At 57.1% G+C, this 24,987-nt stretch carries 19 protein-coding genes and 1 pseudogene; 12 read left to right on the top strand and 8 right to left on the bottom strand.

The genetic code is table 11. The features are described 5' to 3' along the window. Positions 1-25 precede the first annotated feature (25 nt). Positions 26-1,747, top strand: a complete 1,722-nt coding sequence (locus tag E3E42_RS07605) for a glutamate--tRNA ligase (RefSeq protein WP_167904027.1) — start codon at positions 26-28, stop codon at positions 1,745-1,747. Positions 1,748-1,800: 53 nt separating this feature from the next. Here the strand turns inward: E3E42_RS07605 and E3E42_RS07600 are convergent, their stop codons facing one another. The 4 genes from E3E42_RS07600 to E3E42_RS07585 form a co-directional block, all read right to left on the bottom strand. Then, entirely contained in the window at positions 1,801-3,093 is a 1,293-nt protein-coding gene (locus E3E42_RS07600) for a sodium-dependent transporter (RefSeq protein WP_167903798.1), read from the bottom strand. Positions 3,094-3,233: 140 nt separating this feature from the next. Beyond that, entirely contained in the window at positions 3,234-5,735 is a 2,502-nt protein-coding gene (gene malP / locus E3E42_RS07595; RefSeq protein WP_167903796.1) for a maltodextrin phosphorylase, read from the bottom strand. A 58-nt stretch (positions 5,736-5,793) separates the two neighbouring features. Further along, positions 5,794-7,173, bottom strand: a complete 1,380-nt coding sequence (locus E3E42_RS07590) for a hypothetical protein (protein ID WP_167903794.1) — start codon at positions 7,171-7,173, stop codon at positions 5,794-5,796. A gap of 27 nt (positions 7,174-7,200) precedes the next feature. Beyond that, the gene (locus E3E42_RS07585; RefSeq protein ID WP_206206063.1) at positions 7,201-9,081 is read right to left on the bottom strand and encodes a phosphoenolpyruvate carboxykinase (GTP); all 1,881 of its coding nucleotides are present in this window, start codon (positions 9,079-9,081) and stop codon (positions 7,201-7,203) included. A gap of 224 nt (positions 9,082-9,305) precedes the next feature. Here E3E42_RS07585 and E3E42_RS07580 point away from each other — a divergent pair, with 224 nt between their 5' ends. From E3E42_RS07580 to E3E42_RS07560, 5 genes are all read left to right on the top strand, one after another. Next, entirely contained in the window at positions 9,306-10,391 is a 1,086-nt protein-coding gene (locus E3E42_RS07580; RefSeq protein ID WP_167904024.1) for a sugar phosphate nucleotidyltransferase, read from the top strand. Between the two features lie 10 nt (positions 10,392-10,401). Continuing rightward, the gene (locus E3E42_RS07575; protein WP_167904023.1) at positions 10,402-11,109 is read left to right on the top strand and encodes a phospho-sugar mutase; all 708 of its coding nucleotides are present in this window, start codon (positions 10,402-10,404) and stop codon (positions 11,107-11,109) included. 107 nt (positions 11,110-11,216) lie between these two features. Next, positions 11,217-11,834, top strand: coding sequence for a dTMP kinase (tmk, locus tag E3E42_RS07570; RefSeq protein WP_167904022.1), 618 nt, complete (start codon positions 11,217-11,219; stop codon positions 11,832-11,834). A gap of 240 nt (positions 11,835-12,074) precedes the next feature. Then, positions 12,075-12,965, top strand: a complete 891-nt coding sequence (locus E3E42_RS07565; protein ID WP_167903792.1) for an ABC transporter ATP-binding protein — start codon at positions 12,075-12,077, stop codon at positions 12,963-12,965. Next, a complete protein-coding gene (locus tag E3E42_RS07560) occupies positions 12,962-14,191 on the top strand; it encodes an ABC transporter permease (RefSeq protein ID WP_167903790.1) in 1,230 nt (409 codons plus the stop codon). Before E3E42_RS07565 ends, E3E42_RS07560 begins: the two co-directional genes overlap by 4 nt. 2 nt (positions 14,192-14,193) lie before the next feature. On the opposite strand, the gene E3E42_RS07555 is transcribed toward E3E42_RS07560, so the two are convergent. The 4 genes from E3E42_RS07555 to E3E42_RS07540 all read right to left on the bottom strand — a co-directional run bounded on the left by E3E42_RS07555 (position 14,194) and on the right by E3E42_RS07540 (position 18,465). Further along, positions 14,194-14,910, bottom strand: coding sequence for a DUF2334 domain-containing protein (locus E3E42_RS07555; RefSeq protein ID WP_240913668.1), 717 nt, complete (start codon positions 14,908-14,910; stop codon positions 14,194-14,196). 38 nt (positions 14,911-14,948) lie between these two features. Further along, positions 14,949-15,815, bottom strand: coding sequence for an alpha/beta hydrolase (locus E3E42_RS07550; protein WP_167903788.1), 867 nt, complete (start codon positions 15,813-15,815; stop codon positions 14,949-14,951). Further along, complete coding sequence (locus E3E42_RS07545) at positions 15,812-17,068, bottom strand: MFS transporter (RefSeq protein WP_167903786.1); 1,257 nt, start codon at positions 17,066-17,068, stop codon at positions 15,812-15,814. Before E3E42_RS07545 ends, E3E42_RS07550 begins: the two co-directional genes overlap by 4 nt. Before the next feature lie 74 nt (positions 17,069-17,142). Beyond that, positions 17,143-18,465, bottom strand: coding sequence for an SLC45 family MFS transporter (locus E3E42_RS07540; RefSeq protein ID WP_167903784.1), 1,323 nt, complete (start codon positions 18,463-18,465; stop codon positions 17,143-17,145). A gap of 110 nt (positions 18,466-18,575) precedes the next feature. Between E3E42_RS07540 and E3E42_RS07535 the strand changes: the two genes are divergently transcribed. The 6 genes and pseudogenes from E3E42_RS07535 (at position 18,576) to E3E42_RS07510 (ending at position 24,904) form a co-directional block, all read left to right on the top strand. Beyond that, entirely contained in the window at positions 18,576-19,319 is a 744-nt protein-coding gene (locus tag E3E42_RS07535) for a glycerophosphodiester phosphodiesterase family protein (protein ID WP_167903782.1), read from the top strand. Next, entirely contained in the window at positions 19,303-20,049 is a 747-nt protein-coding gene (locus E3E42_RS07530) for a glycerophosphodiester phosphodiesterase family protein (protein WP_167903780.1), read from the top strand. Before E3E42_RS07535 ends, E3E42_RS07530 begins: the two co-directional genes overlap by 17 nt. A gap of 66 nt (positions 20,050-20,115) precedes the next feature. Further along, a pseudogene (gene glpK, locus E3E42_RS07525) lies at positions 20,116-21,595 on the top strand (glycerol kinase GlpK). A 218-nt stretch (positions 21,596-21,813) separates the two neighbouring features. Next, positions 21,814-23,301, top strand: a complete 1,488-nt coding sequence (locus tag E3E42_RS07520) for an NAD(P)/FAD-dependent oxidoreductase (protein ID WP_167903778.1) — start codon at positions 21,814-21,816, stop codon at positions 23,299-23,301. Continuing rightward, the gene (locus E3E42_RS07515) at positions 23,301-24,557 is read left to right on the top strand and encodes an FAD-dependent oxidoreductase (protein ID WP_167903776.1); all 1,257 of its coding nucleotides are present in this window, start codon (positions 23,301-23,303) and stop codon (positions 24,555-24,557) included. Before E3E42_RS07520 ends, E3E42_RS07515 begins: the two co-directional genes overlap by 1 nt. Continuing rightward, complete coding sequence (locus tag E3E42_RS07510; RefSeq protein WP_167903774.1) at positions 24,554-24,904, top strand: DUF1667 domain-containing protein; 351 nt, start codon at positions 24,554-24,556, stop codon at positions 24,902-24,904. The genes E3E42_RS07515 and E3E42_RS07510 overlap by 4 nt, the downstream gene beginning before the upstream one ends. Positions 24,905-24,987: the final 83 nt, after the last annotated feature.

The following is a 24,987-nucleotide window of genomic DNA, read 5'->3' as shown; positions in this document are numbered from 1 at the left end:
CGCCTTTCTCCCCCCGGTGAGGAGAATGAACGTGGAGGAGCTCATACTGAAGTACGCGCTCATCAACGCTTACACCCACAAGGGGAAGGCAAACCCAAAGGCGGTTATAGGAAAGGTTCTCGGCGAGAACCCTGAGCTGAGACCGAAGGCCAGGGAAGTGATTCCCCTGGTGAACGAAATCGTGGAAAAGGTCAACGGCATGAGCATCGAGGAGCAGGGGGCCAGGCTCAGGGAGATTTATCCCGAGTTCTTTGAGGCAAAGAAGGAGAAAAAGGAGGAGAAAAAAGGCCTCCCGCCCCTGCCGAAGGCCGAAAAGGGGAAGGTCGTTACCCGCTTCGCTCCCAATCCGGACGGCGCGTTCCACCTCGGAAACGCGAGGGCCGCTATTTTGAGCCACGAGTACGCGAGGCTCTACGGCGGCAGGTTTATACTCCGCTTCGACGACACCGACCCGAAGGTCAAGAGGCCTGAACCCAGGTTCTACGAGTGGATCAAGGAGGACCTTGAGTGGCTTGGCTTCAAGGTCGATGAAGTTCACATCGCCAGCGACAGGCTGGAGATATACTACAGGTACGCGGAGGAGCTCATAAAGGGCGGAAAGGCCTACGTCTGCACCTGCCCACCGGAGAAGTTCCGCGAGCTTAGGGACAAGGGCATCGCCTGCCCGCACAGGGAGGAGCCGCCGGAGGTCCAGCTCGAGCGCTGGAGGAAGATGCTGAACGGAGAGTACAGAGAGGGAGAGGCCGTCGTCAGGATAAAGACTGACCTCAAGCACCCCAACCCTGCCGTCCGCGACTGGCCGGCGCTGAGGATAATCGACAACGCGGACCACCCGCGCGTTGGCGACAAGTACCGCGTCTGGCCGCTCTACAACTTCGCCTCGGCCATAGACGACCACGAGCTCGGCGTCACCCACATCTTCCGCGGACAGGAGCACGCGGAGAACGAGACGAGACAGCGCTACCTCTACGACTACTTCGGCTGGGAATACCCGCAGACGGTTCACCACGGGAGGCTCAGCATTGAGGGGGTCATCCTCAGCAAGTCCAAAACCAGGAAGGGAATAGAGGAGGGTAAATACCTCGGTTGGGACGACCCCAGGCTTGGTACCATAAGGGCCCTCAGGAGGCGCGGCATAAGGCCGGAGGCAATAAGGGAGCTCATCATCGACGTCGGCCTCAAGAGAAGCGACACGACTGTGAGCTGGGACAACCTGGCGGCGATAAACCGGAGGATAATCGAGCCCGTGGCCAACAGGTACTTCTTCGTCGCCGATCCCATTCCGATGCAGATAGAGGGCTACGATGAGGAGTTCACGGCGGAGGTACCGCTCCACCCGGACCACCCGGAGCGCGGTGTCAGGAGGCTCAAGTTCGTTCCAGGAAAGCCGGTATACGTCTCAAAGGACGACATGGAGCTCTTTAAACCGGGCAGTTTCGTCCGCCTGAAGGACCTCTTCAACGTCGAGATAGTTGAAGTCTCAGAGGGGGGCCTAAAAGCGAGGTTCCACAGCGTCGACTACGAAGTCGCCAGGGAGAACCGCTGGAGGATGGTGCACTGGATCACAGAGGGGAAGCCCTGTGAGGTCCTTGTTCCTGAGGGGGACGAACTCGTGGTGAGGAAGGGCCTCCTGGAGAGCGATGCCAAGGTCAGTGTGGACGATGTGGTTCAGTTCGAACGCTTTGGCTTTGTTAGAATAGACGAGGTAACGCCCGAGAAGGTCGTGGCGATATTTGCCCACAGGTAACGCCGCTGCTACCTTTTCTTATCCATTTTCAAGATGAAAATAAAAAGAGGGCATCATACGGCCGTTTTCTGGGCGACCAGCCTGTCGCCAAAGAGGCTGAAGAGCAGCACGATGGCCGCCAGGACACCCGAGACTAAGTAGAGCCCGCCGGCCCTGAACACGCCGAAGAAGGCGTAGAGACCCCCAACCACGAACGCGAGAGAGCCTACTGCAACCACCGCCATAGCGGCCATTGAGAGCTTCTTTCCGGACGAAACCACCGGGTAGAGCTCGTACATTGCCGTGAAGAACGTGGCAAGAACAACCGCCTTGAGGACCATGTCGGCTATCAACGGGGGAGAGTCAAAGATACCTATCAGGAGGGAGGTCCCTATTAGGTACGTCGCGGCCCTGTTTCTTCCGGTACCCAGCATCGATTCGATGATCTGAAGGCCAACCTCCGCGGTTGGGAGCAGGCTGGTCACACCGGCGAAGAACGTAGAAAGGCCTATTAACGCCAGGAGCATGGGGTAATCCGCGAGTATCGTGGGAAGGTCGGCCATCATCTGAATGGCGCCCTCTTCACCGCCGTAGACGTACTGAAGGAGTCTTTCCGGCGTTGTGGGGGCAATGGCGTAAACCACGGTTACCGTGGAGAGGACGCCTATGAGGAGCTGGATGAATATTCCTGTCCCGATGATGACCCTGGCGTTAAAGCGCTCGTTTATGAAGCTGCCGAGCATGAGGTAGAAAGCCATTCCCAGGCCGACACCGTAAAGGGCCCTTTCGGCGGCAGCCTTTATCATGGCGAGGCTTAGTCCATGCCTGGCAACCATCATGTGCTTGGCCAGCCCCAGAAACGCCGCGTTCTCAGGTATCTGAACCTTGAAGGCAACGGCGGTCACGGCCACCGCGACGACGAAGATTATCGAACCAAAGGCCATGATGGAGAACGTCTTCTCCTTGGCCCTGGTGAGTATCAGAAAGACCACGGTGAACATCAGCACCTTCGCTATCAGCCTGGCAACGGTCCCCGTGCCGAGGACGGGCGAGAGCACCGTCAGCATGGTGTTGGCCGCGTAGTACGAAAGGAACACCGCTATAACGACAAATATGGACAGCACCATCGCCGGCCGCCTGGAAACCTTGTTGTAAAGCTCGACGAAGTAGTAGCCGGACTTCATGACAGTCTCTGCCTCAAGTATGGCGATGTACGTAAACACGGCAAGGAAGACAATGTACACAGCCATTCCTGTGATGCCGTACTGGAGCCAGAACTGGGGGAACAGGCCTATGCTACCGATGCCCGTGGCAAATCCCGCAACCAGGAACGTAAGGTACAGAGTCCACTTCTTCACCTCATCCATGATTTCACCCCCTGTCGGTTGTCCGGCTTTTACAATGAACGCTTCCGGTTAAAAATATGTCCCACCATCAAGAAAGTCTAAAAGTTTCAACTGGCATTCCAGGACACGGTACCGCACAGAGATGAAACAAAAAGGAAAGGTTAGGTATCAATGCTCCTCCACTTCACCAGACCGAGGAGGAACCTGTGGGGCAGCTTCTCGTGGTGCGGATAAACGCGGAGCGCGTAGTGCCAGCAGGGGTCGCCCAGATGTCTGAGAGCGTTGCCCTCGTAGGTGTAGAGCCACCTGCCGCCTTCGAGCTTCTTCGGATGCCTGAGCTCTATTATGTGGGCCCTCTCGACGTTGTAGCCCTCGGCCTTAACCCCGTAGTAGAGCTCCACGCGGACGTCTTCGGGCTTCAGTCCGTCCAGGACGACCTCCACCTCCAGACCGGTTCCGTCTTCGCGAACCTTCGGATCACAGAGCCGCACTTCGTCCCACGAGGCGGTGACGCGGTCCTTCCACGCGGCAATGTCCTTCGCACCGCGGTACCCGTCGCGGGTGAGCCAGATGTGGTTGCTCATGGCCCTCGAGTAGAACCTGTCCATGTACTCCTTGACCATGCGGTGGGTGCTGAAGCGCGGGGCGATGCCCTTGATGCTCTCCTTCATCATGTAAACCCAGCGCTCGCGGTTGTCGTAGTAGGTCGGGATTATCTCCCTCTCAAGGAGTTCGTAGAGGGCCACGGCATCCTTGACGTCGTCGGCATCCGTCTCCGGCTCCGTGCTCTCCTCGCCGATCACCCAGCCGTTCTTTCCGTTGTAGCCCTCGACCCACCAGCCGTCGTAGATGCTCGCGTTGAGGACGCCGTTCAATCCAGCTTTCATGCCGCTCGTTCCGCTCGCCTCCAGCGGTCTGCGCGGGTTGTTGAGCCAGACATCGACTCCCGCAACCATGAGCCTGGCGCTGCCCATATCGTAGTTCTCCATCACGAATATCTTGCCCCGGAACTCGGGCATCTGGCTGACCTCGTAAACGCGCTTAAGGAATTCCTTCCCCGCTTCATCCATCGGGTGGGCCTTTCCACCGAAGACCAGGTACACCGGCCGCTCGGGGTTGTTGAGGATCCTCTTCAGCCGCTCAAGGTCCATGAACAGGAGCGTCGCCCGCTTGTAGGTTGCAAAGCGCCTGGCGAAGCCAATTATGAGAGCGTTCTCGTCGATGCTCGGGAGAGGGTCGTCCGTACCGAGGCGCTGGTTCCGCCGCATGATCTTCCTCCTCAGAAGGGCGAGGAACTGTCTCTTGGCTTCGAGGTGCGCCTCCCAGAGCTCCTCGTCAGGGATCCTCTCAACGGCGTACCAGATTCCCTCCAGGTTCGTGTGTTCACGCCAGACCCTTCCAATGTAGCGGTCGAAGAGCTTCCTCATCTCGTTGTGAACCCACGTCATGGTGTGGATTCCGTTCGTGATGCCCTCTATCGGTATCTCGTCTATCGGGACGTCCGGCCAGAGGTCCTTCCACATGCGCTTGCTGACCTCCGCGTGAAGCTGGCTCACGCCGTTGACGTAGCTCGACGTCCTTATGGCCAGGAGGGTCATGTTAAGCTGGTCGCCTTCTCTGCCAAGCTCCAGAAGCTCTTCCCTGCCCCCAAGGAACCTCGCCAGCCTCTTCCTGACTTCCTCTATCGGAAACCTGTCGTGGCCGGCCGGAACCGGGGTGTGCGTGGTGAAAACCGTCGTGCCCCTAACTATGCTGAGCGCCTCTGTGAAGGTAAGGCCCTCCTCCATGTACCAGGCCATCCTCTGGAGGTTCGCAAAGGCCGGGTGCCCCTCGTTGAGGTGAACGACACCGGGTTCTATCCCAAGGGCTTTCAGGAGCCTCATCCCACCGATTCCAAGAAGTATTTCCTGCTTTATGCGCTTGTCTATCTCGGCGTTGTAGAGGTAGTCACATATCTTTCTGTCGTCGGCGCTGTTCTCGGGCACATCCGTGTCGAGGAGGTATATCCTGACCCTGCCGACCCTCACCTCAAAGGCCCTCGCGTGGACGATGCCATCTCCAATCGGAACCTCGACCAGGAGCGGTTTTCCATCGCTACCGAGAACTGGCGTGATCGGCATCTCTTCCGGCCGGTACTCGGGAAATATCTCCCTCTGCTGGCCGTCCCTGTCTATCTCCTGCCTAAAGTAGCCGTGCTTGTAGAGAAGGCCAACCGCTATGAACGGAAGCCCGAGGTCGCTCGCGGTCTTCACGTGGTCGCCAGCGAGAATTCCCAGACCACCGGAATAGATGGGCAGGCTCCTGCTTATACCGTACTCCATGCAGAGGTACACTATAGGTTTGTCCCACTTGGGATAGTTGGTCGAGAACCAGGTGCTCTCGGGATTCATGTAAGCCTCAAACTGGTCCATCACCAGCTCGTAGAGGTTCATGAAATCATCGTCGCGGAGGAGCTCCTTGAAGCGGTCTTCAGGTGTGTCCAGCAGGAGCTTAACGGGGTTCTTGTGCTCGCGCCAGAGTTCCGGGTCTATTCGTTCCCAGAGCTTGGTGGCACGCCTGTTCCAGCTCCACCAGTAGTTGTAGGCCAGGTCGGCCAGGCCCTTAAGCGGATGGGGAAGCTTCTCCCTGATTGTATCACATGTGCACGTATCGAGCTCTGCCATGGCAACCACCCGTATATCATCCTGGGTGATACTTAGTTATCGATGTCCTTAAAAAGCCTTACCGCTCGACGTTTGACGAAGTCCGCAGGACGCGGATTTTTACGAGCTGATACTTCCCCTTCCAGTGTCTCTTCAATGTCAGAACGAGCTCCGAACCGGGGAGGTCTTTGGGGGAAGCTTTGAGCCGGATTTCAAAGGTGTCGCCCATTTCCGAAAACGGGTTCCGGTACCTGCCGTATATCTTTGTGAGCTCTCGTTCTATTTCGTCCACCAGCCCGAAAGGTTCGGATGTCAGTTCCCGGAGCTTGAACAGGCGCCCGCTGACTTCCACGGGGAGCTCGTCGTCCTTGCACCAAAGCGTCCACGCACGGTATCTCTTTGACAGGGGAGTTGGAACCCGTTCCTTTCCCTTCTTCTTTTTCATCGCGCCGAGTGCTGAGAGATACACGTTCATTATGCTCGCGTAGTAGTCCCTTTTGGAAACCTTGGATATCGTTTCCTCAATTTTCCAGAAGACCCCGAAATTCTCGAAGTACCACCTCCCAAGCGCGATGACGTCGTGGAGGAAATCTCCTAGGGGCACCTCAACTATCTTAATCTTTGGGAACCAGTCACCCATTTCGTTCACGCGGTGTATCCTAACTACCTTCCCCCCACGGGGCACCTCGAAGTAGAAGTCGAGGAACTGGAAGAAGAGGGATGTCCGTATGATTAGTGAATCCTTTCTAACGGGCAGATTTTCATCCAGGGCATCCTCGAGGTTGTACACGTGGAGTTTGTTGTGTCCCGTGACTATGGAGTGTGCAACGTGGAGGAGCTCCTGCACGAAGCCATAGAAGCCCACACACGCACCTTCCTCATTTTCGATGCACCAGCTCCCGAGGGGAACGTCCATAACCTTCAGCTCTCCCCATGCGTATTCGATGTCGCAGGAGTCGTACGTTGAAAGGTCAATCCAGAACTCAAGCACCCTGCCCCTGAACTTCGGGCGCAGGAGGAACCAAGGCTCCCCGTACCTCTCGCGGTGGAGTTCCACAGCCTTTCTGTACGCTTTGCCGAGGCTTGAGTAGTTGATGGGCTTTTGCTCCCTCTCCAGCAGGAGGCGGTTTATCTTTCCGGCGTGGTCCCTTAGGAACCGATACGTCATAACCAGCGATTCTTTTAGGAGACGCTTCCAGTCCATGCACCCATCCGCTATGCAAACGTAGTCATCGGCCGTCCGGAACTTCCATCTCAGTGGAACCGGTGGAACATAGCCACCCCAGTAATGCCCGACCGGCAGGAGGAGAAGCCACTCAAGGAGCGCCGTTCCCTGAACACCCTCGAACCTCACCCAGCCCCTTTCGTGGGTGTAGACTGAGGGCCTCATAACGAGCCTCCTATCTCTAAGGAGAACCTCAATCGAAATTGGATATCCGTGAAGTTCCCCAACCTTCATTCAGAGAAAGTGAAAAAAAGTTAAAATTTAAAGTTTTTCTTCAAGGGCGAAGGGGCTGATGTAGTCCCCGTACCGCTCCCTGGCCTCAAGGAGCCTCTTCCTTTCCTCCTCGAGAACCTGGAAGAGCTCCTCCGGGACTTCCCCAACCTTCTCGCGGTAGATGGTCTCGATGCGCTCTATCTTGGCGAGCAACTCCGGAACGCGGATGGTGAACTGTTTCTCGTACTCCTCCCTGGTGTACTCCCTGTCCAGGACCTCCTTAAAGAGCCTGGCGAGGTCCGCGTACTTCGGTATGTAGCCTATGGGGGTCTCTATCGCCCCGACGTCCCCGTGAACCCTCAGCTCCATCCACTTGAGCCAGACGCCCTTGTCGAGCTTGTGGTTAAGCCAGTTCCCGTTTTCATCGCGGAGGAAGTAGTTCACCGCGAATATCTTGGGGGCCTTTCTGAGCTTCTTCTCAAAGTCAAGGTAGTTCCTGAGGTATTCCCCGAGCGGGACGCTCATGAAGTCAAGTATGGCCATCGGGTTGAAGGCCCTGACGCCTTCCTTGCCGAGGGTCGCCGCGGTGGTCTCGCTCTCGAGGGCGGCGCCCATCGTAACGATGCCGTGCCTCCAGTTGAAGGCCTCCCTGACCGGCGGCCAGGTGTCCTTGTCGCGGCCGCCGAATATCATTCCACCGACCTCAACGCCGCATGGGTTCTCCAGGGCCTCCAGGTCAACGTTCGGGAAGTGCTCCAGTGAGACCGTGAAGCGGGCGTTCTTGTGGCTCGGAGGTATCTCGTTTCCTTCTGCGTCCTTCTTTCCGCGCCACCACTTTCCGCTGTGGTTCTCACCCTCGTCGGGAATCGGAACCCCCATCTCGTTCCAGTAGGGCTTGCCGTCCTTGACGAGCACGTTGGAGAATATTATCTCGACCGGTGAATGCAGTATCTCCCAGATTATCGGGTCGTCCTCGGGATTGACGCCCTGGATGATGCCGAAGACTCCCTTTTCAACGTTGGCTCCCCTAGCAACGCCGTTGACGGGCACTATAAAGCTGAGGTCATCACCCACGATGTTCTCCCAGCTGATCATGGCGGTGGAGGTCTTTCCGCACATGCTCGGGTAGGCGCCGGTGAAGTAGGTCTTCCTTCCGTCGGGGCCGTTGACGCGCATCAGGAACATGTGCTCGCTGAGCCAGCCCTCCCTGACCGCACGCTGGATGGTGAGCCTGAAGGCGAGCTTCTTCAAGCCGATGGTGTTTCCTCCGTACTGGGTGTTGACTGAATAAACGGTCTCGTCGAGAAGATCGATGTAAATCCTCCTCCTGTCGAGGTTTTTGCTGGTCTTCCTATCGTCGAGCTCACCCTCACTGTGAACAAAGCGGAAGAAGCGAGCGTTTCTACCCAAGCGCTTGAACTCCTCGTAGCCCTTCCTGTAGAGGATGAACTCCGAGTGGGCGACGTAGGCTGAATCGGTGAGCTGAACGGCAGGAATCGTGAAGACCGAGTTCCTGGGCCCAAGGACGAAGAAGCAGACGAAGAGCTCCTTGCCCTTCATAACGCCCTTCATGAGCTCGCGTATCTCCCTCAAACCCTCGTCCCTGTCCTTGGTGTTGAGGAAGGGAATCGCCTTCCCACCCGGAACGAGGAGCTTCGTGTTGGCCTTGTCGCGGGCCTGGTCGTAGTAATTATCGTAGTGAACCGTGTGATTCGGGGTCTCAAGCATCTTTTCCTCGCCGTAGTAGAGGGCCTTCCATTTGACGTAGGCCTCGTCCTCAGGACTGTCCGTGCAGACGAAGACCTTATCAGGCTCGAGCCACTCAATCCACTCCGCCAGAAACTCGTGGAGTTCCGGGTTGTTCAGGGCCTTGATTTTCTCAAACTGCTCTCTATCGAGGAGCTTTTCAAGCTTCTCAATGGCGTTCATAATATCGCCTCCGTTGGGAGTTGGATTCGGGCTTAAAAATTCTTCGTCGTTATGACCAGCACATGGGGCAATTCCAGGCCGTATTTTGGTTATTATCCAGAAAAGGGAGGACAGCTTGTCACAACGACAGGTACCAGATGCCCATATTTATCGACCGGTGTTCATCTCACTGCATCGGCGCAAAGTATATTAACTCGCGGTGATATAGACTATCGGTGCTTGTAATGAAAGCCGTGATTCTGGCCGGAGGTAGGGGCACGAGGTTGCTTCCACTAACGGTGTACCGGCCAAAGCCGATGATTCCATTCTTCAACCGGCCGCTTATGGAGTACGCCGTTCAAAACCTGGTGAAGGCGGGCGTGGATGAGATATACGTCCTGGTCGGGTACCTCAAAGAGCGCATAATTGACTACTTCGGGGACGGAAGCAGTTGGGGCGTCAGGATGCGGTATTCCAACGGCGACAACATCAAGCTCGGAACAGCAGGGGCGACGAAGAAGGTGGTAAAGAACATGGACGAAACGTTTTTCGTCGTCTCCAGCGACGTGCTGACGAACCTTGACCTTAAGGCGCTCTACGAGTACCACCGCAGAAAAAAAGCCCTCGCCACGATAGCCCTATCAAGGGTTGAGGATCCCACCCAGTACGGCATAGCGGTGATCAACGACGATGGCAGGATACTTCGCTTCAAGGAGAAGCCGAAGCCGGAGGAGACGTTCAGCAACCTCGTCAACGCCGGCATCTACGTCTTCGAGCCGGAGGCGTTCGATCTCGTCCCTACGGAAATGAACTTCGACTTCTCAAAGGATCTCTTCCCCCGAATGCTGGAGAACGATCTCGCCCTGTACGGTTTCCCGTTCAATGAATACTGGAACGACGTGGGCAGACCCTCCAGCTACCTCCAGGCAACGGAAGACGTCTTCCATGGGCGGCTCCTGCTGCCCGAGCTGCGGACGGAGGGCCTCAAGGGGAACCTCGAACACGGAGGGGCACTCGTCACGGGAAGGCGGTGCGTGCTGAGGAGGCCCGGGATAAGGGGGTTCGCGGTGCTCGGAGACGACGTTGAAGTTGGCAGAAACGTTAAAATAGAGCGTTCGGTGATATTTTCAGGTGCCGTCATAGAGGATGGTGCCGAGATTCGGGAGGCCATAATAGGCGAAAACGTCCACATTGGGAAGGGCGTTGTGATACAGCCCGGAAGCGTAATCGGCGACAACACGCTCATCGAAGACTTCAGCAAGATTGGCTCCAACGTCAAGATCTGGGTGGAGTCCCGGATTGGAAAGGAGAGTATAATACTGCCTGATTGAGGTGATGAAAGTGGAGGTGTACTATTCCCCCAGGTTCAACCCTGAGGAGCTCGCCCTTCTCGGAAGGGCAATAGGAACGATATCCCACGGCACGATAATAGTCGGAAGGGACGGAAGGGCCATCTCAAGGTACGGGAAGCGCGCCATGGTGGTCGGAATCGTCAGTACAGGCTCAACCATCATGGACGTCAGACTCATTCCCCTCATAGCCCTCAAGGACTTCGCCATGAGGAAGGGCCTGCCCCTGGCCTACGTGTACTACTACGGCGGCGTCCGCGTTTACGTCAGCGGCCTCGATGGCGACGAAATAGGGGCCATACTGGAGAGCAGGAGCTTCATAGAGGCCCACCCCAACGACATCGGGGCGACGGTCTATTATCCCAACGCCCTCGACGACTTCCTCCACGAGGTCTTCAAGCACTACAACTTCCGCATCGATGGAAAGGCCCTCGTCGATGCCATGAACACCCCCGCGGTGCTCTTCTTCCCGCGCATGAGCGACCACTTCGGCTTCGAGATTGAGCTGATCAACGATATGATGACCAGCTACCTTCCCCCGAAGCCCAAAGAGGTCTTCCTCCACAAGCTCGGGAAGGGTGACTACGACTTTGGACTGCGCTTCAGGCCCGAGGGGGTTGTCGAGTTCTACAGGGACGGGGAGGAGCTGGAGTTCGGCAGCATATGGAAGCTGCTCGACCACATGAAAAAGAACCTTTGAATTTTTGGGCTCTTTTTAAATCCTTTTCAAAAATTTTCACGGAAAAGCGTTAAAAAGGCCCGCGCCGTTATAATTCTCCGTCCATTTTGGGGGTGACCTGTGTGGGAATGTTCATTGTTATCGAAGGCATCGATGGTGCGGGAAAATCAACTCAGACAAAACTTCTGGCGGAGTGGTTTGAGGAGAAGGGTCACGAGGTCGTTCTCACAAAGGAGCCTACAGACACGGCTTTCGGAAAGCTCATCAGGAAGCTCGTGCTCACCGGCGGAAAGGAGGGCATCATAGACGGCGCGAGGATAAGCCACGAAGCGGAAGCACTCCTGTTCGCCGCAGACAGGGCAGAGCACGTCAGCAAGCTGATAAAACCCTCAATAGAAGCCGGTAAAATCGTCATATCCGACCGCTACTTCTACTCCTCCCTCGCATACCAGTGGGCGAGAGGGCTCGACCTTGAGTGGCTCATTGACCTCAACAGATTCGCCGTGAGGCCCGACCTCGTGATACTCCTCGATCTGCCGGTGAAGGAGAGCATGAAGCGCATAAACGGGCGGAGCATAAAGACCGAGTTCGACAAGATAGCGGAGCTCCAGAAGAAGGTTCGCGAGAACTACCTCAAGCTCGCGGAGCGCTTCCCGGAGATGAGGATAGTCAACGCCCTTGCGAGCGTTGAGGACATCCACAACGACATAGTCGCGCTCGTGGAGCACGAGCTCTTCAAGAAGTGATGGGGTCTGCCAGTGCCAGTCTCTTCATCCGGTAGCGAATCAGACCGGTAAACGCTCTTCATCCCCCTTCCCTTCTCGGCGGTTGCTTTTTAAAAGGTTCCCCCGAAATTCTCCCGGCCGATGACGAGCGTTAGCCACGCTGAGCGGTGAGGAGAAGAGGGTTAGCCGAGGCCATTCTGAATTTCAGAACTTCCCGGGGTTTTATATTCAATGACACCCAACTAGAGAATGGGTGAACCTATGAAAGCTCTTGAGATCAGGGGGCTGAGGAAAAGCTACGGTGATTTCCTCGCCCTGAAGGGGATAGACCTCGAAGCTGAAAAAGGGGAGGTCTTCGCGCTCCTCGGTCCGAACGGGGCCGGAAAGACCACGTTGATACGGATTCTGGCAGAAGGGCTGGGCTACGATTCCGGCGAGATACTGGTCTTCGGCGAGCCCCTCTCAAAGAAGACCGCCAGACTGATAGGCTACGCTCCCCAGGAGAGTGTGGCCTACGGCCTCCTGACCGTGGAGGAGAACCTGCACTTCTACGCCGACCTCTACGATGCACCCAGGGAGCGCGTGAGGGAGCTTATCTTGGAGTTCTCCCTCCCGGCAAAGAAAAAGGCCAGGGAGCTGAGCGGCGGCTTCAAGAGGCGCCTCAATCTGGCGATAGCACTACTCTACGAGCCGGAACTTCTGATCCTCGATGAGCCGTCGGCGGGGCTGGATGTGCCCTCGCGGAGGGAACTCTGGGAGGTCATAGGAATGCTCCGCGAAGGGGGAAAAACGATACTCCTGGCGACCCACTACATGGAGGAAGCGGAGGCCCTCGCCGACAGGGTGGCGATAATGAACGAGGGGACTGTGATAGCCGTCGGAACCCCCGACGAACTGAAGTCCCTCGCGGGGGAGGAAAGTGTGATACACGTCGAGGGCATCCTGAGGGGCACGGAGCTCGTGAAAGAGGAGTTCTCGAGGACGATAGAGCGTGAAGGGGCACTCAGGATTTCCGTAGAAGATTCAAAAACCGCCCTGCCGAGGATTGTGGAACTCCTCGTGGGGGCGGGGAGCGAGATACGGACGATAAGGGTTGAGGAGCCGACACTTGAGGACGTTTTCTTAAAGCTCACCGGGAGGGGGCTGGAATGAAGAGCAGGGCCATCAGGGCTATACTCGGCAAGGATCTGAGGGAGACCCGACGGGAGAAGATGGCGCTCTTCTGGATATTCGTCTTTCCGCTGATGTGGATCACCCTGCTCGGAGGGATATGGGGTGGCCACAACCCGCCGATAAGTATAGACGTCGGCGTCGTCTACTCCAACGAGAGCGCCCAGTTCAGCGCGACCGACGTCGTGAACGTAATGGAGAACGTGACGATGGAAGGGATTCACGTCTTCAGAGTCAAAACCTACCCCAACGAGAGCGCAGGGATAGACGCCGTCAGGACCGGAAGGGTCGACGTTCTCCTGGTCTTTCCGGATGGTTTTGGAAAGAACGTTTCGTGTGGTCTTCAGGGCAGGATTTACACCTACTTCGACAGGAGCGACCCACAGAACTACCAGATAGTCAGCGGGGTTATAAAGGGCTTCTTCTCGGAGTTCGAGAAGAGGATGGTCGAGAGGAGGCTGAACATCACCCTGGGCTACATGGAGAGGTACATCCCAGATGAAGGGGCGGGGAACCTCACGATGGACGACGTCAGGGGATACATGCTCGGGCTTACGAATCCCCTCGAACTGGAGGAGAAGGAAGTTAGGGGAGAAGCCCCCTCGGCCGTTCAATTCTACGTCACGAGCTTCATAGGGATACAGTTCCTCTTTGCAACAATGCTCATGATAGGCTCTGGAACGCTTGAGGAGATAGAGCACGGCACACTAAGGCGCATAGCTGCCTCGCCGGCCACCGCCTGGGACTTCCTGGTCGGAAAGATGCTCTCCACGTTCATCATCATAACGGTGAGCATACTCATAGGCATAGCCTACGCGAGACTGGTCTTCGGGGAAACGATCTTTCCGGGTCCCCTCGGATGGGTGATAATATTCCTCGCCGCAGTCTTCTCGATGAGCCTGGGGCTGGCCATAGCTATGGGCACGAGGAGCATAAAGGCCACGAACGCCATAGTCAACCTCATCTCAATGCCCCTGCTTTTCCTGGCAGGCATCGTCATCCCGGCGAGCGTACTCCCGGAGTGGGCAAGGCCCATAGCGGACTACTTCCCCCTCGGGACGGCCCTTAAAAGTCTCCGCCTCCTGGAGCTCTACCACAGGCCGGCGAGTGAGGTTCTGCCGGACGTTGCGTGGGTGGCCGTGAGCAGCTTTGGCATGCTGCTGGTGGCGATACTCCTCTACAACTGGGCAGTCAGGAGGCTCCAGTAATTCTATTTTTTCATTGAAACCACAACATTCAGGAACCTTTTCAGAAATTCCATTCCATCACCGCTGTTGACCGCACCAGGGTGGATGGACAGGAGGAAAGTTCCCCTGGTGTGGGCGTACGAGGCCCTGGCGCTCGCCAGCTGGTAGTCCAGGAGGGGGCTGGGAAGGTACCACGTGTACTCCCTATTGTATATCGGCTCAATGGTTCCGTTGGGGAAGTACACGAAATCCTCCCCGATGATGGTTATGTTGCGGGACAGGAGAACCGCCAGTGCATCTTCCGAGAGGGAGTATCGTGGGGCTATGAAGTACGCGGGCGATGCGTTGAGCGGGGCGAGTGCCTCAAGGCCGAGTTCAAGCTTCTCCGCGGCCAAGTTCGCGCCGCAGTTAAACTCGTCCCCGATGTGGGTGTAGCCATGAAGCTCGATGTGGTAGCCCTCCGCCTCCAGCCTCCCGAGGAAAGCCACGAAAGCGGGGTAATCCTCAAGAGGCATTCCCCCGCCGTGGTTCGGAATCACGAAGAGGTAAGTCGCGTTCTGGAGGGAGTATTCATCTATAAGGGCGGTTACCTCCCTCAGCTGCTCGAAGTATCCCGGGCTGACGTCGTGTATGAGAATGGCAAAGTCCCCGAACCGGTGGATGTAGGCGGGCGCGGATATGGAGGACGACGCCGCGAAGACGAGGACGATGATGACCATGGTCGAGATTTCCGCTTTCATGCTCCCACGGGAAAAAATGGAAACCCGGGGCTAAAAGCCTAACCCATGACATTTCTCAGAAACTCACCGACCCGGGCTTTCCATTCATCGGGATGGAACTTGAGCGTCCTCACGTGGGGGGCGTCGGTAACCCAGAGTTCAACACCGGCGTTCACAGCCCTGTTCCTCTCGTAGAACTCCCTGATTTCCTCAACCGTGACCAGGGGGTCTTTTTCACCGGCTATGAGGAGGAGCGGCTTTCTGACGTCATCGGCGTACTCTATGGGGTGAACCTCTCTCCCACCGCTGAAGAGCTTCGTGAAGGGCCGGACAAAGATGTGAAGCCACTCGGGCAGTTTGGCGAAATATTTCAGCCCCCTCGCGCCTGTCTTATCGAGGTCCATCGGCGGTGAATCGGCGACGCCGCAGCAGACCTCCTGAATCTCGGCGAGCGAGCGTATGGTCAGCATGGCACCCATCGAGAAGCCTATTAATCCGATTCTATTGCTACTCTCAGGGTGCTTCTCCCTCAGCCACCTTACGGCGGCCCTCACGTCGGCTATCTCCCTATCGCCGACCGTCGTGTACTTCCCTTCGCTCTTTCCATGGGCTCTGAAGTCAAAGGCAAGGACGTTGTAGCCCTCCCCGAGAAGGAACTCGATCGTGGGCTTTATGTAGAGGTCGTTCCACCGGCTCGCCGTGTAGCCGTGTAGCGGAACGACCGTTTTGTCGCTCCCGTTCGGAATCCACCAGCCGCTCAGCTTAATCCCGTCCTCCGTTTCGATGGTGACATCCTCGTAGTCGAAGCCCAGCTCCTTGGGCGTCCAGTCCCCAATGAGGCGCGGCGGTTTCACCATTTTGTAACCCACGAAGGCCGAAAAGGCCAGAAAGAGCAAGAAGAGGAAGAGAACAAGCCAGGCCATCATTCCCTCCTCACCTCGAGCTCCTTCATGCTCCATATAAGGGGCATCGCGAGGAACACCAGGATGGCCCCTATCGGGAAGAGAATGCGGTAGTTACCACCCGCCAGGTCAACGATGGCCCCACCTATGGTGCCCGCGAGCAGTACCGGGATTGACTTGGTGGCCTCGTAGACACCGTAGTAGCGCCCCGTGAAGGCCTCCTTCTCGAACCTGGTGAGGAGGTCTCCGACCACGGGGTAGGATGCCGCTATGAGCGCCCCCCACCCGATTCCGGCCATGAACAGTGCCATGTAAATCTGGGCCTCCGTGTGGATGAACCACCCCCACAGGAGCGGCAGGGCGAAGATGAGGCCTCCTATGATTATACTGAGCCTCCTTCCCACCCTATCGTAGACGTAGCCGCCGGGGAGGGAACCAATGAGCACTGCAACGTTGAAGAGCGCCATCAGGTAGAGGCCCATCGAGGTCACTGCATCGATGGTCTCAGGTGTCGCATTGCCCTTGAGTATGAACGCTATGATACCGTACAGGAATATGGCTATGAACTCGAAGCTCATCCACCAGAGGATCTGGGCCGTGTAGAACTTCAGGAAGTCCTTCGTGGCAAATATGCTCCTCACGTATCCCGAGAGACTCTCGTTTTCCTTTATCTCAGGGGTCTCCGGCTCCCTGACCTTGTGGTAGACAAAAGCCGCCGCGATGAAGAGGAAGAGTGCAGTGAGCCCGAACGGACCGATGTAGTCCTTCCCATACTTCGCAACCAGGAAACCCCCAAGGCCAAAGAGGAAGAGGTTGCCGGCCCACTCGAGGAGCGTTATAACTCCGCTCGCCTTTCCTCGCTGGCCGCTCTCAACCGTGTCCGGCATTAAAGCCCTGAACTGGGCGGTGTAGAGGTGGAGTGAGAAGTACAGGAAGCCCAGCGTGAGGGCAAAGGCCCAGAGGGGAGCGCCCATCCTGTAGGCGGCCCATATCATGAGCGTCGCCAGCGCCGCGAGGATGCCCCCTATGAATATGAAGGGTCTCCTCCTCCCGTGCCTTGACTTGAGGGTATCGCTGTAATATCCGAGGAGCGGCGGGATTATTAAGCCTATAAACCCCTCAAGTGCCAGAATGCTTCCCTTCACAAAGGCGGAACCGGTGTAGTCGGAGAGCAGGGGGAAAGAGAACCCCTTGTTGAGGGCCCATCCCATGCTCCTGCTGAATCCCAGGAGAGCCAGACCGAGAACAACACCCCAATTGAAGCCCTTTCGTTCCATGGTATCACCCCCTTATTCTCAAGCAATCTATGACGATCTGGATTTCAACAATTAAATAGATGGGGAAATTGAACTCAATCCATATCTGGGACGTAGTCGAGGGCGTCGCCCTTCCTCCGAACGATGTCGCCCCTCCGGACGAACTGCATCGCCAGGGCCGCGAGTATGAAGAAGAGCGTCGCGAAGGGCAGGAGGGTCCTGTAGCCGATAACGTCGAGGAACGCCCCCGCAAAGGGCGGGGCAACGAGGTTTGCCGCCTGGCTGAAGAAGTAGTAGAGACCCGTGTACCCTCCAAGCTTCTCCTCGGTCGTCATGTCCACGACCATCGGCAGGGAATTGACGTTGATCATGGCCCATCCCATACCGCCTACGAAGAAGAGGCCCATGAACGTCATGACGACGGGGTCGCTCAGGGAGCTGGACTCCGGTTTCGAGCCCTCGCCGACGAGGTACGCGGCAAGCATTATTCCAATGACTATTATAAGACCCAGGGTTATCGTCCTCCTCCTTCCGAAGCGGCCTCCGATGAACCCGGCGGGGATTGCGAAGAGCATGAAGCTCAGGCTGAAGACGCCGAGCATGAATGCCCCCGTGCTCTCCTCTATTCCAAGGTAGTACTTGGCGTAGCTGGTGAAGAAGGTCTCCAACGAGTTGAAGGCTATGAACCAGAGGAATATCGCGAGGAGGACGGCCAGGAGGCTCCTCTCGTGACTCGTGAACACGTCCTTGAGGTTGTCCTTCAGCTCACCGAAGCTCCTGTGGGATGTCTCGGAGAGAAGCTTCCTCACGCTTATCTTCTTCCCAGGGACGCGGTACTCCTCGGGCTCGGGGACGACGAGAACAACGAGTACGTTGGCGAGGAGCATTATCGCGGCACCGAAGTAGAAGGGGTAGGCGTAGTTCATGTCATAGAGGGCTTTGCCTCCGAAGTACGCCAGCAGGGCGCCGAGACCTCCCATGAAGTTGATTATTCCGTTGGCCTGGCTCCTCTTTTCGCTCGGCGTTATATCCGGCATGAACGCAACGACCGGGGAGCGGAACAGCGCCATAAAGAAGTTCATCAGGATAATCGTTCCCATGAAGAGGGCCAGACTTTCGTGGGTCCTCGCTACCGGGATGAGCGCGAACATCAGAGCCGCCGACGGTGCGCCCAGCAGTATGTACGGCTTACGCCGCCCGATCCGCGTTCTCGTCATGTCGCTGAGCGCGCCCAGGAACGGGAGCAGGAGAACCGCGAAGAGGTTGTCGATGGTCATGATGAAGCCGGTCACCGTTTTGCTGAGATGGAACGTGTCCTGCAGGAATATCGGTATGTAGGCGTTGTAGAGGGCCCAGATAATGCTTATTCCGAAAAATCCAAAGCCGAGTATGAATATCCTACTGTACTTAAACTCCAATCCGTACACCCCCATCTATTGGCAGGGTTTTAATTAACAGGAAAAGAATACACGGATGAAACTTTTAAGACTTGTGAGCTCATTTTTGAGCGGTTGGAGGGGTGACAACTATGGACAGTGAGAGACCTCTCATCCTTGGACACAGAGGGGCCAGGGGAAGGCTCGAGAACACGTTGCCATCCTTCGAGAGGGCGCTTAAATACGCGGATGGAGTGGAGTTCGATGTGAGGCTGACCCGCGATGGAAAGCTCGTAACCCACCACGACGGGGGCTTTTACTCCAACGGAGCTTTCTACCCCCTCAAAAATCTAACCTTCGTCGAGATGAGAAGGCTGCACCCAATGGGGCGGATGATACCACGGGTGGAGGACGTCTTCACACGACTTCACGGTGCGGTATTCAACGCCGACGTTAAAGAAGCCGGGGCCGTTGAACCCCTGCTAAGGGAGGCGGAACGGTACGGGGCCCTCGAGAGAACCGTCTTTTCCTCCGAGAGGCCGGAGATAGTGGAGACCATTCTGAAGGCATGCCCCGACTGCGGGGTGGGTTTTTCCATAGTGGGCTACTCCTCCCCCATATGGGTTCCACGGTTGAAGGGCATCTACTCCCTCCACGTGCCAATAGATGCCGTTTCGTACGTTGGGTACGGGGCGTTCAGGAGCCTTCTCCAAACCTTCAGAAAACGCGGACTTAGAATCTACCTCTGGAACCACGGGATGGACGAACTCCACTGGGTGCCCAGGCTTCTCCCCCTCGTGGATGCCGTCATCTCGGACGACCCTGCCAGGTTGAGGAAAGGTTTTTACGGGAAGGGAGTATTTTCCTGGGGCGATTCCAATGTGGGAAATGGATAAGGTTATAGTGCTCGGCCACAGGGGCTACATGAGCAGGTTCCCCGAGAACAGTCTCCTGGCCTTCCGAAAGGCGGTCGAATCGGGCGCCGATGGAATCGAGCTTGACGTCTGGCTGACGGGGGACGGGAAAGTTATAGTCATGCACGACGAGACCATAGATAGGACGAGCGACATGAAGGGCAGACAGAAGGACATGACGCTTGAGGAGCTCAGGAAGGCGGACATAGGGATGGGCGAGAGGATTCCAACGCTGGAGGAGGTCTTCGATGCCCTCCCAAAGGACGCACTCGTGAACATAGAGCTGAAGGATCCTGAGGCCGCGGAAGAAGTTGCCTCCGCAGTGGCGGAGAACGACCCTGAGAGGGTCATGATATCGTCCTTCGAGATTGATGCCCTCAGGGAATACCGGAAGCACGACGGGGAAACCACGATGGGGCTTCTCATAGACAGGGAGGAAGTGATCCCTCTGATTCCGAAGCTGAGGGAGGAGCTAAACCTATGGTCAATAAACGTGCCCATGGAGGCGATAGCCCTCCTCGGTTTCGAGAAGACGGTGCAGGCCCTTCACTGGGCGCGTTCCCTCGGCCTTAAAGTGGTTCTCTGGACAGAGAACGACGGACTTTTCTACGCCGACGACAACCTCGCGAGGCTTAGGGGCCTCTTCGAGGTCGTCATAGCAAACGACGTCGAGAGGATGATCAGCTACCTCCGGGAACTGGGATTGAGGTAATCCGTTTCCCACTTTTCCGGCGAAACCGTTAATACCCTCAAGGAACTTTTTATTTTGGTGATAATCATGGAAAGATACGTTCTTTCCCTCGACGAGGGGACCACCTCTGCAAGGGCCATAGTCTTCGACAGGGAGAGCAACGTTCTGGGCATAGGGCAGTACGAGTTCCCCCAGCACTACCCCAAGCCCGGCTGGGTCGAGCACAACCCGGAAGAAATCTGGGACGCCCAGTTCAGGGCCATCAAGACCGCCCTGGAGAGGGCAAAGATCGAGCCAAGCCAGATAGCGGCGATAGGCGTTACCAACCAGCGTGAAACCACGATAGTCTGGGACAGGAGCGGTAAGCCACTCCACAACGCGATAGTCTGGCAGTGCCGGAGAACGGCCGAGATGGTGGAGGAGATAAAGAGGGAATACGGTGATGTAATCAAGGAGAAAACGGGCCTCGTGCCGGATGCCTACTTCTCGGCCAGCAAGCTGAAGTGGCTCCTCGACAACGTTCCCGGTTTGAGGGAGAAGGCCGAGAGGGGAGAGGCTCTCTTCGGAACGGTCGATACCTTCCTGATCTACCGCCTCACCGGCGAGCACGTAACCGATTACTCCAACGCCTCAAGGACGATGCTCTTCAACATCAGGAGGCTCGAATGGGACGATGAGCTTCTCGAAATCTTCAATATCCCCGAGGAGGTTCTGCCGGAGGTTAAGGAATCGAGCGAGGTCTACGGCTACACGGAAAGGGAACTCCTCTGCAGAGATACCCGTCAGCGGCGACGCGGGCGACCAGCAGGCGGCACTGTTCGGCCAGGCGGGCTTCGAGGCGGGGATGGTGAAAGCCACCTACGGAACGGGGAGCTTCATCCTGGCCAACACGGGAAAGACCGTCCGCTATTCGGACAACCTGCTCACCACCATCGCCTGGGGACTCAATGGGAAGGTCACCTATGCCCTCGAGGGGAGCGTCTTCATAACCGGTGCGGCAGTTCAGTGGCTCCGCGACGGAATCAGGATAATAAAGAGCGCGCCCGAGACCGAAGAACTCGCGAGAAAGCTTGAAAGCAATGAGGGGGTCTACTTCGTCCCGGCCTTCGTCGGCCTCGGGGCGCCTTACTGGGACCAGTTCGCGAGGGGGCTGATAATCGGCATAACGCGCGGAACCGGCAGGGAGCACCTCGCGAGGGCGACTTTAGAGGCTATAGCCTACCTGACGCGCGATGTGGTCGAGGAGATGGAGAGGCTCGTAGGAATAAAGGAGCTCCGCGTCGATGGAGGGGCGACTGAGAACGACTTCCTGATTGAGTTCCAGGCAGACATACTCAACAGGCGCGTCGTCAGGCCCGTCGTGAAGGAGACCACAGCCCTGGGAGCGGCATATCTGGCCGGCCTCGCCGTCGATTACTGGGGGAGCCTCGAGGAGATAAGGAGCCTGTGGAAGGCGGAGAGGATCTTCGAGCCGACGATGGACGAAGAAACGAGGGAACGGCTCTACCGCGGCTGGAAGGAGGCAGTGAAGAGGGCGATTGGCTGGGCGAAGGTTGTTGGAGTCTGACGAACGCACGGCTCCGGTCTCCTTCTTTTTTGACGTACATGCAAAACTGAAGTTACTGGCAGGGCAGACGCCATATCTGTTCATTTGATGAGTGTCCACCCATGTCCTTCCCCCTCATGCCCAGAGCTGTTCTCTCTTCCCTTTTCAGCCAAACTTAAGGTTAAGGAAAGCTTTAAAACGGTGAAAATCCTTTCTCAAGTTAAATCGGGGTGAAGAGCATGAAAACGAAAGTTGCCATAATAGGCGCGGGGATTAGTGGGGCCAGTATAGCGCGCGTCCTGAGCCGGTACGAGAACCTCGAGGTTCACCTGATAGAGAAGGCCCCGGACGTTGGCTGGGGCGTCAGCAAGGCGAACACGGCTTTGATCCACGGGGGTTACGACGATGACCCGGAGAAGTATCCGACGAGGGCGAAGCTGTGTATAAAGGGAAACAGGCTCTGGCACCAGTGGGTCAAGGAGCTTGAGATCCCCCACGTCTGGAACGGGGCCCTGATAGTCGCAACCAGGGAGGAGGACTTTGACGAGCTTGAGAGACTTCTGGAGCGTGGAAGGAGGAACGGCGTCCCCGAGATGAGGATTGTAGATAAGGAAGAGCTCTTCCACCTCGAGCCCGGTCTCACGCGGGAAGCCATCGGGGCGCTATGGGTCCCAATAGTAGGGCAGATTGGGCCGATTCCAGCGGTCATAGCGATAACCGAGAACGCGGTGGCGAACGGCGTAAAAACTCACCTCGAGACAGAGGTCACCGGCATAAAGGTCGAGAACGGCGAGGTTAAGGGGGTTGAGACTAACAACGGCTTCATCGAGGCGGATATGGTGATCAACGCCGCAGGCCTCTACGCCGACAGGGTAGCGAGAATGGCGGGCATAGATTACTTCGAGATACGCCCGAGGAAGGGAGAATACTGGCTCTTCGACGAGGGAATCCCCGGACCGAGGAGGATCCTCTTCCCGACCCCAACCCCGATAAGCAAGGGAATCGTAGTAACAACCGAGATATCCGGCCATCTGATGATAGGGCCAAACGCCCAGGATCTGCCCCCCGAGGAGAAAGAGGATCTCGCCACCACCAGGGAGGGGCTTGAAGAAGTCTGGGAAGGGGCAAAGAAGCTCTGGCCCCAGCTCCCGCCGAAGAGCAAGGTCATCAGAACCTTTGCCGGATTAAGGCCAGAGCCCAGCGGGGGAGACTTCATAATCAAAGCGGAGAAAGAGGTCTGGGGCTTCATCAACGTCGCCGGAATCCGTTCGCCGGGACTGACGAGCGCTCCAGCGATAGCCTACGAGGTTGCCGAGATAATCGGGCGCGACCTCGGGATAAAACTGGTCGAGAAGTCCAAGTGGAACCCCTACAGGAGGGAGATAAGCCACCTCTTCATGATGAGCCCGGAGCAGGTCAACGAGGCCGTAAAGAGAAACCCCTCCTACGGAAAGGTCGTCTGCAGGTGCAACAACGTGAGCGAGGGGGACGTGCTTGAAGCCATCGAGAGGATGAAGTTCATAGGCGTTAAAACGCCGAGCGTGGATTCCGTGAAGTTCAGGACGAAGGCAACCACCGGGACATGCCAGGGGAGCTTCTGCAGGCCGAAGATAGTCATGCTCCTCGCGAGGGAGTACGGCGTTGAGCCGTGGAAGGTTACCCTGAAAGGTAAGGGAAGCGAGATTGGAGTGGGCGACGTCAAGGCCCTCCTCAGGGGTGATGCCTGATGTTCCCGGGGATTCCGATGCTGAACTACGATGTTGTGGTCATCGGCGGCGGACCCGCCGGCATGGCGGCCGCGGTAAGGGCCAAGGAGCTGGGGCTGAACGTTCTCCTCCTGGATGAGAACGACTACCTGGGAGGGATACTCCCCCAGTGCATACACCCCGGCTTCGGATTGCACTACTTCAGGGAGGAGCTGACCGGCCCGGAGTTCGCGGCGAGGCTGGCCAGAAAGATGGTGGAGCTCGGGGTGGAGTATAAAACGGCCGCGAGGGTGCTCGAAATCAAAAACTACTCCGACCTTGAGAAGGTGGTCATCTTCACATCACCGAGCGGTGCCTACCAGGTCTGGGCCAGGGCCGTTATCTACGCCGCCGGGGCGAGGGAGAGGCACGCCTTCGAGATAGGAATAGTCGGCGATAGAGTTGCCGGAATCTACACCGCCGGAGAGGCCCAGACGCTGATGGACATCTACGGGGTAATGCCGGGCAGGGAGGTTGTGATAGTCGGTTCCGGCGACGTCGGCCTGATAATGGCGCGCCGCTTCGCCCTTGAGGGGGCAAAGGTGAAGGCCGTCATCGAGCTGATGCCCTACCCCGGTGGATTGGCCAGAAACGTCATGATCCTGAGGGACTTCGATATTCCGCTCTACCTGAGCCACAAGGTTGTAGAAGTTCGCGGCAGGGGAAGGGTCGAGAGGGTAAAGGTCGTAAAGGTGGACGAGAACCTCAGGGAAATCCCGGGGAGCGAGTTCTGGATTGAGGCAGACACACTGATTGTTTCCGCTGGATTAGTGCCGAGCGTCAAGAAGCTGACGGCCATAGGCGTTGAGATCGACCCCTCCACCGGTGGGCCGGTTGTGAACGACAGGCTCGAGACGAGCGTTCCAGGGGTTTTCGTGGCTGGAAACGCACTCCTCATCAACGACCTCGTCGATTACGTTGCAGAGCAGGGAGAGCTGGCGGCCGAAGGGGCGAAGGAGTTCGTCGAGAATGGCGGAATAGGGAGCAGGAAGTGGGTTAAGGTTGAGAAGGGAGAAAACGTCCGCCTCCTCGCCCCACACCGCCTCAGCGGGGAGCGCGACGTTTACCTCTACCTCAGGGTCGCGAGGCCGATGGAGGACGTCGAACTCAGGATCCCCGAGGTCGGGAAGCGCGTAAAGCTCTCCCTGGCAACGCCGGCCGAGATGCTCAGGGTGAAGCTGAAGGCGGAGGAGATCAGGGATGCAGAGAAGCTTACCGTCGAGGTGGTGAGAGAATGACGAAGACGTACCGCTTCACGTGCATCGTCTGCCCCCTTGGGTGCTCCATTGAGGTAAGGATTGAAGACGGAAAGGTCATAGGCGTCACCGGGCACACCTGCCCCAGGGGGCAGGAATGGGCAGTGGAAGAGGCCACCAACCCCAAGAGGGTCGTCATGAGCGTGGTTAGGGTCAGGGATGGCGCACTGCCAACGGTGAGCGTTAAAACCGCGGAGCCGGTACCGAAGGAGCTGATTCCGGAGCTGATGAAATTCCTGGCGGAGTTGAAGCTCGAGGCACCTGTGGAGATTGGGGAAGTCGTTGCCGAGTGGAACGGAATAAAAATAGTGGCTACGAGGGGGGCTTAGCCCCCTCACCAGAATATTTCCTCGAAGTCCCCCGCGCGCTCAATTCCCTTGGGGGCCTCGATTCTAACGGGCTCGTTGATGTT

Origin of the sequence: Thermococcus sp. JdF3 (assembly GCF_012027495.1) — an archaeon.
Taxonomy (GTDB): Archaea; Methanobacteriota_B; Thermococci; order Thermococcales; family Thermococcaceae; genus Thermococcus.
This window is presented reverse-complemented; position numbering and strand designations above follow the sequence as displayed.

Coding starts and splice junctions, on each gene's coding strand:
- E3E42_RS07585 (WP_206206063.1), bottom strand. CDS start 9,081: ATGAACGCCATTGAGAAGCTTGAAAAGCTCCTCGATAGAGAGCAGTTT.
- malP (WP_167903796.1), bottom strand. CDS start 5,735: ATGGCAGAGCTCGATACGTGCACATGTGATACAATCAGGGAGAAGCTT.
- E3E42_RS07555 (WP_240913668.1), bottom strand. CDS start 14,910: ATGAAAGCGGAAATCTCGACCATGGTCATCATCGTCCTCGTCTTCGCG.
- E3E42_RS07515 (WP_167903776.1), top strand. CDS start 23,301: ATGTTCCCGGGGATTCCGATGCTGAACTACGATGTTGTGGTCATCGGC.
- E3E42_RS07565 (WP_167903792.1), top strand. CDS start 12,075: ATGAAAGCTCTTGAGATCAGGGGGCTGAGGAAAAGCTACGGTGATTTC.
- E3E42_RS07560 (WP_167903790.1), top strand. CDS start 12,962: ATGAAGAGCAGGGCCATCAGGGCTATACTCGGCAAGGATCTGAGGGAG.
- E3E42_RS07535 (WP_167903782.1), top strand. CDS start 18,576: ATGGACAGTGAGAGACCTCTCATCCTTGGACACAGAGGGGCCAGGGGA.
- E3E42_RS07550 (WP_167903788.1), bottom strand. CDS start 15,815: ATGATGGCCTGGCTTGTTCTCTTCCTCTTCTTGCTCTTTCTGGCCTTT.
- E3E42_RS07530 (WP_167903780.1), top strand. CDS start 19,303: ATGTGGGAAATGGATAAGGTTATAGTGCTCGGCCACAGGGGCTACATG.
- tmk (WP_167904022.1), top strand. CDS start 11,217: ATGTTCATTGTTATCGAAGGCATCGATGGTGCGGGAAAATCAACTCAG.
- E3E42_RS07520 (WP_167903778.1), top strand. CDS start 21,814: ATGAAAACGAAAGTTGCCATAATAGGCGCGGGGATTAGTGGGGCCAGT.
- E3E42_RS07580 (WP_167904024.1), top strand. CDS start 9,306: ATGAAAGCCGTGATTCTGGCCGGAGGTAGGGGCACGAGGTTGCTTCCA.
- E3E42_RS07600 (WP_167903798.1), bottom strand. CDS start 3,093: ATGGATGAGGTGAAGAAGTGGACTCTGTACCTTACGTTCCTGGTTGCG.
- E3E42_RS07510 (WP_167903774.1), top strand. CDS start 24,554: ATGACGAAGACGTACCGCTTCACGTGCATCGTCTGCCCCCTTGGGTGC.
- E3E42_RS07605 (WP_167904027.1), top strand. CDS start 26: ATGAACGTGGAGGAGCTCATACTGAAGTACGCGCTCATCAACGCTTAC.
- E3E42_RS07590 (WP_167903794.1), bottom strand. CDS start 7,173: ATGAAGGTTGGGGAACTTCACGGATATCCAATTTCGATTGAGGTTCTC.
- E3E42_RS07545 (WP_167903786.1), bottom strand. CDS start 17,068: ATGGAACGAAAGGGCTTCAATTGGGGTGTTGTTCTCGGTCTGGCTCTC.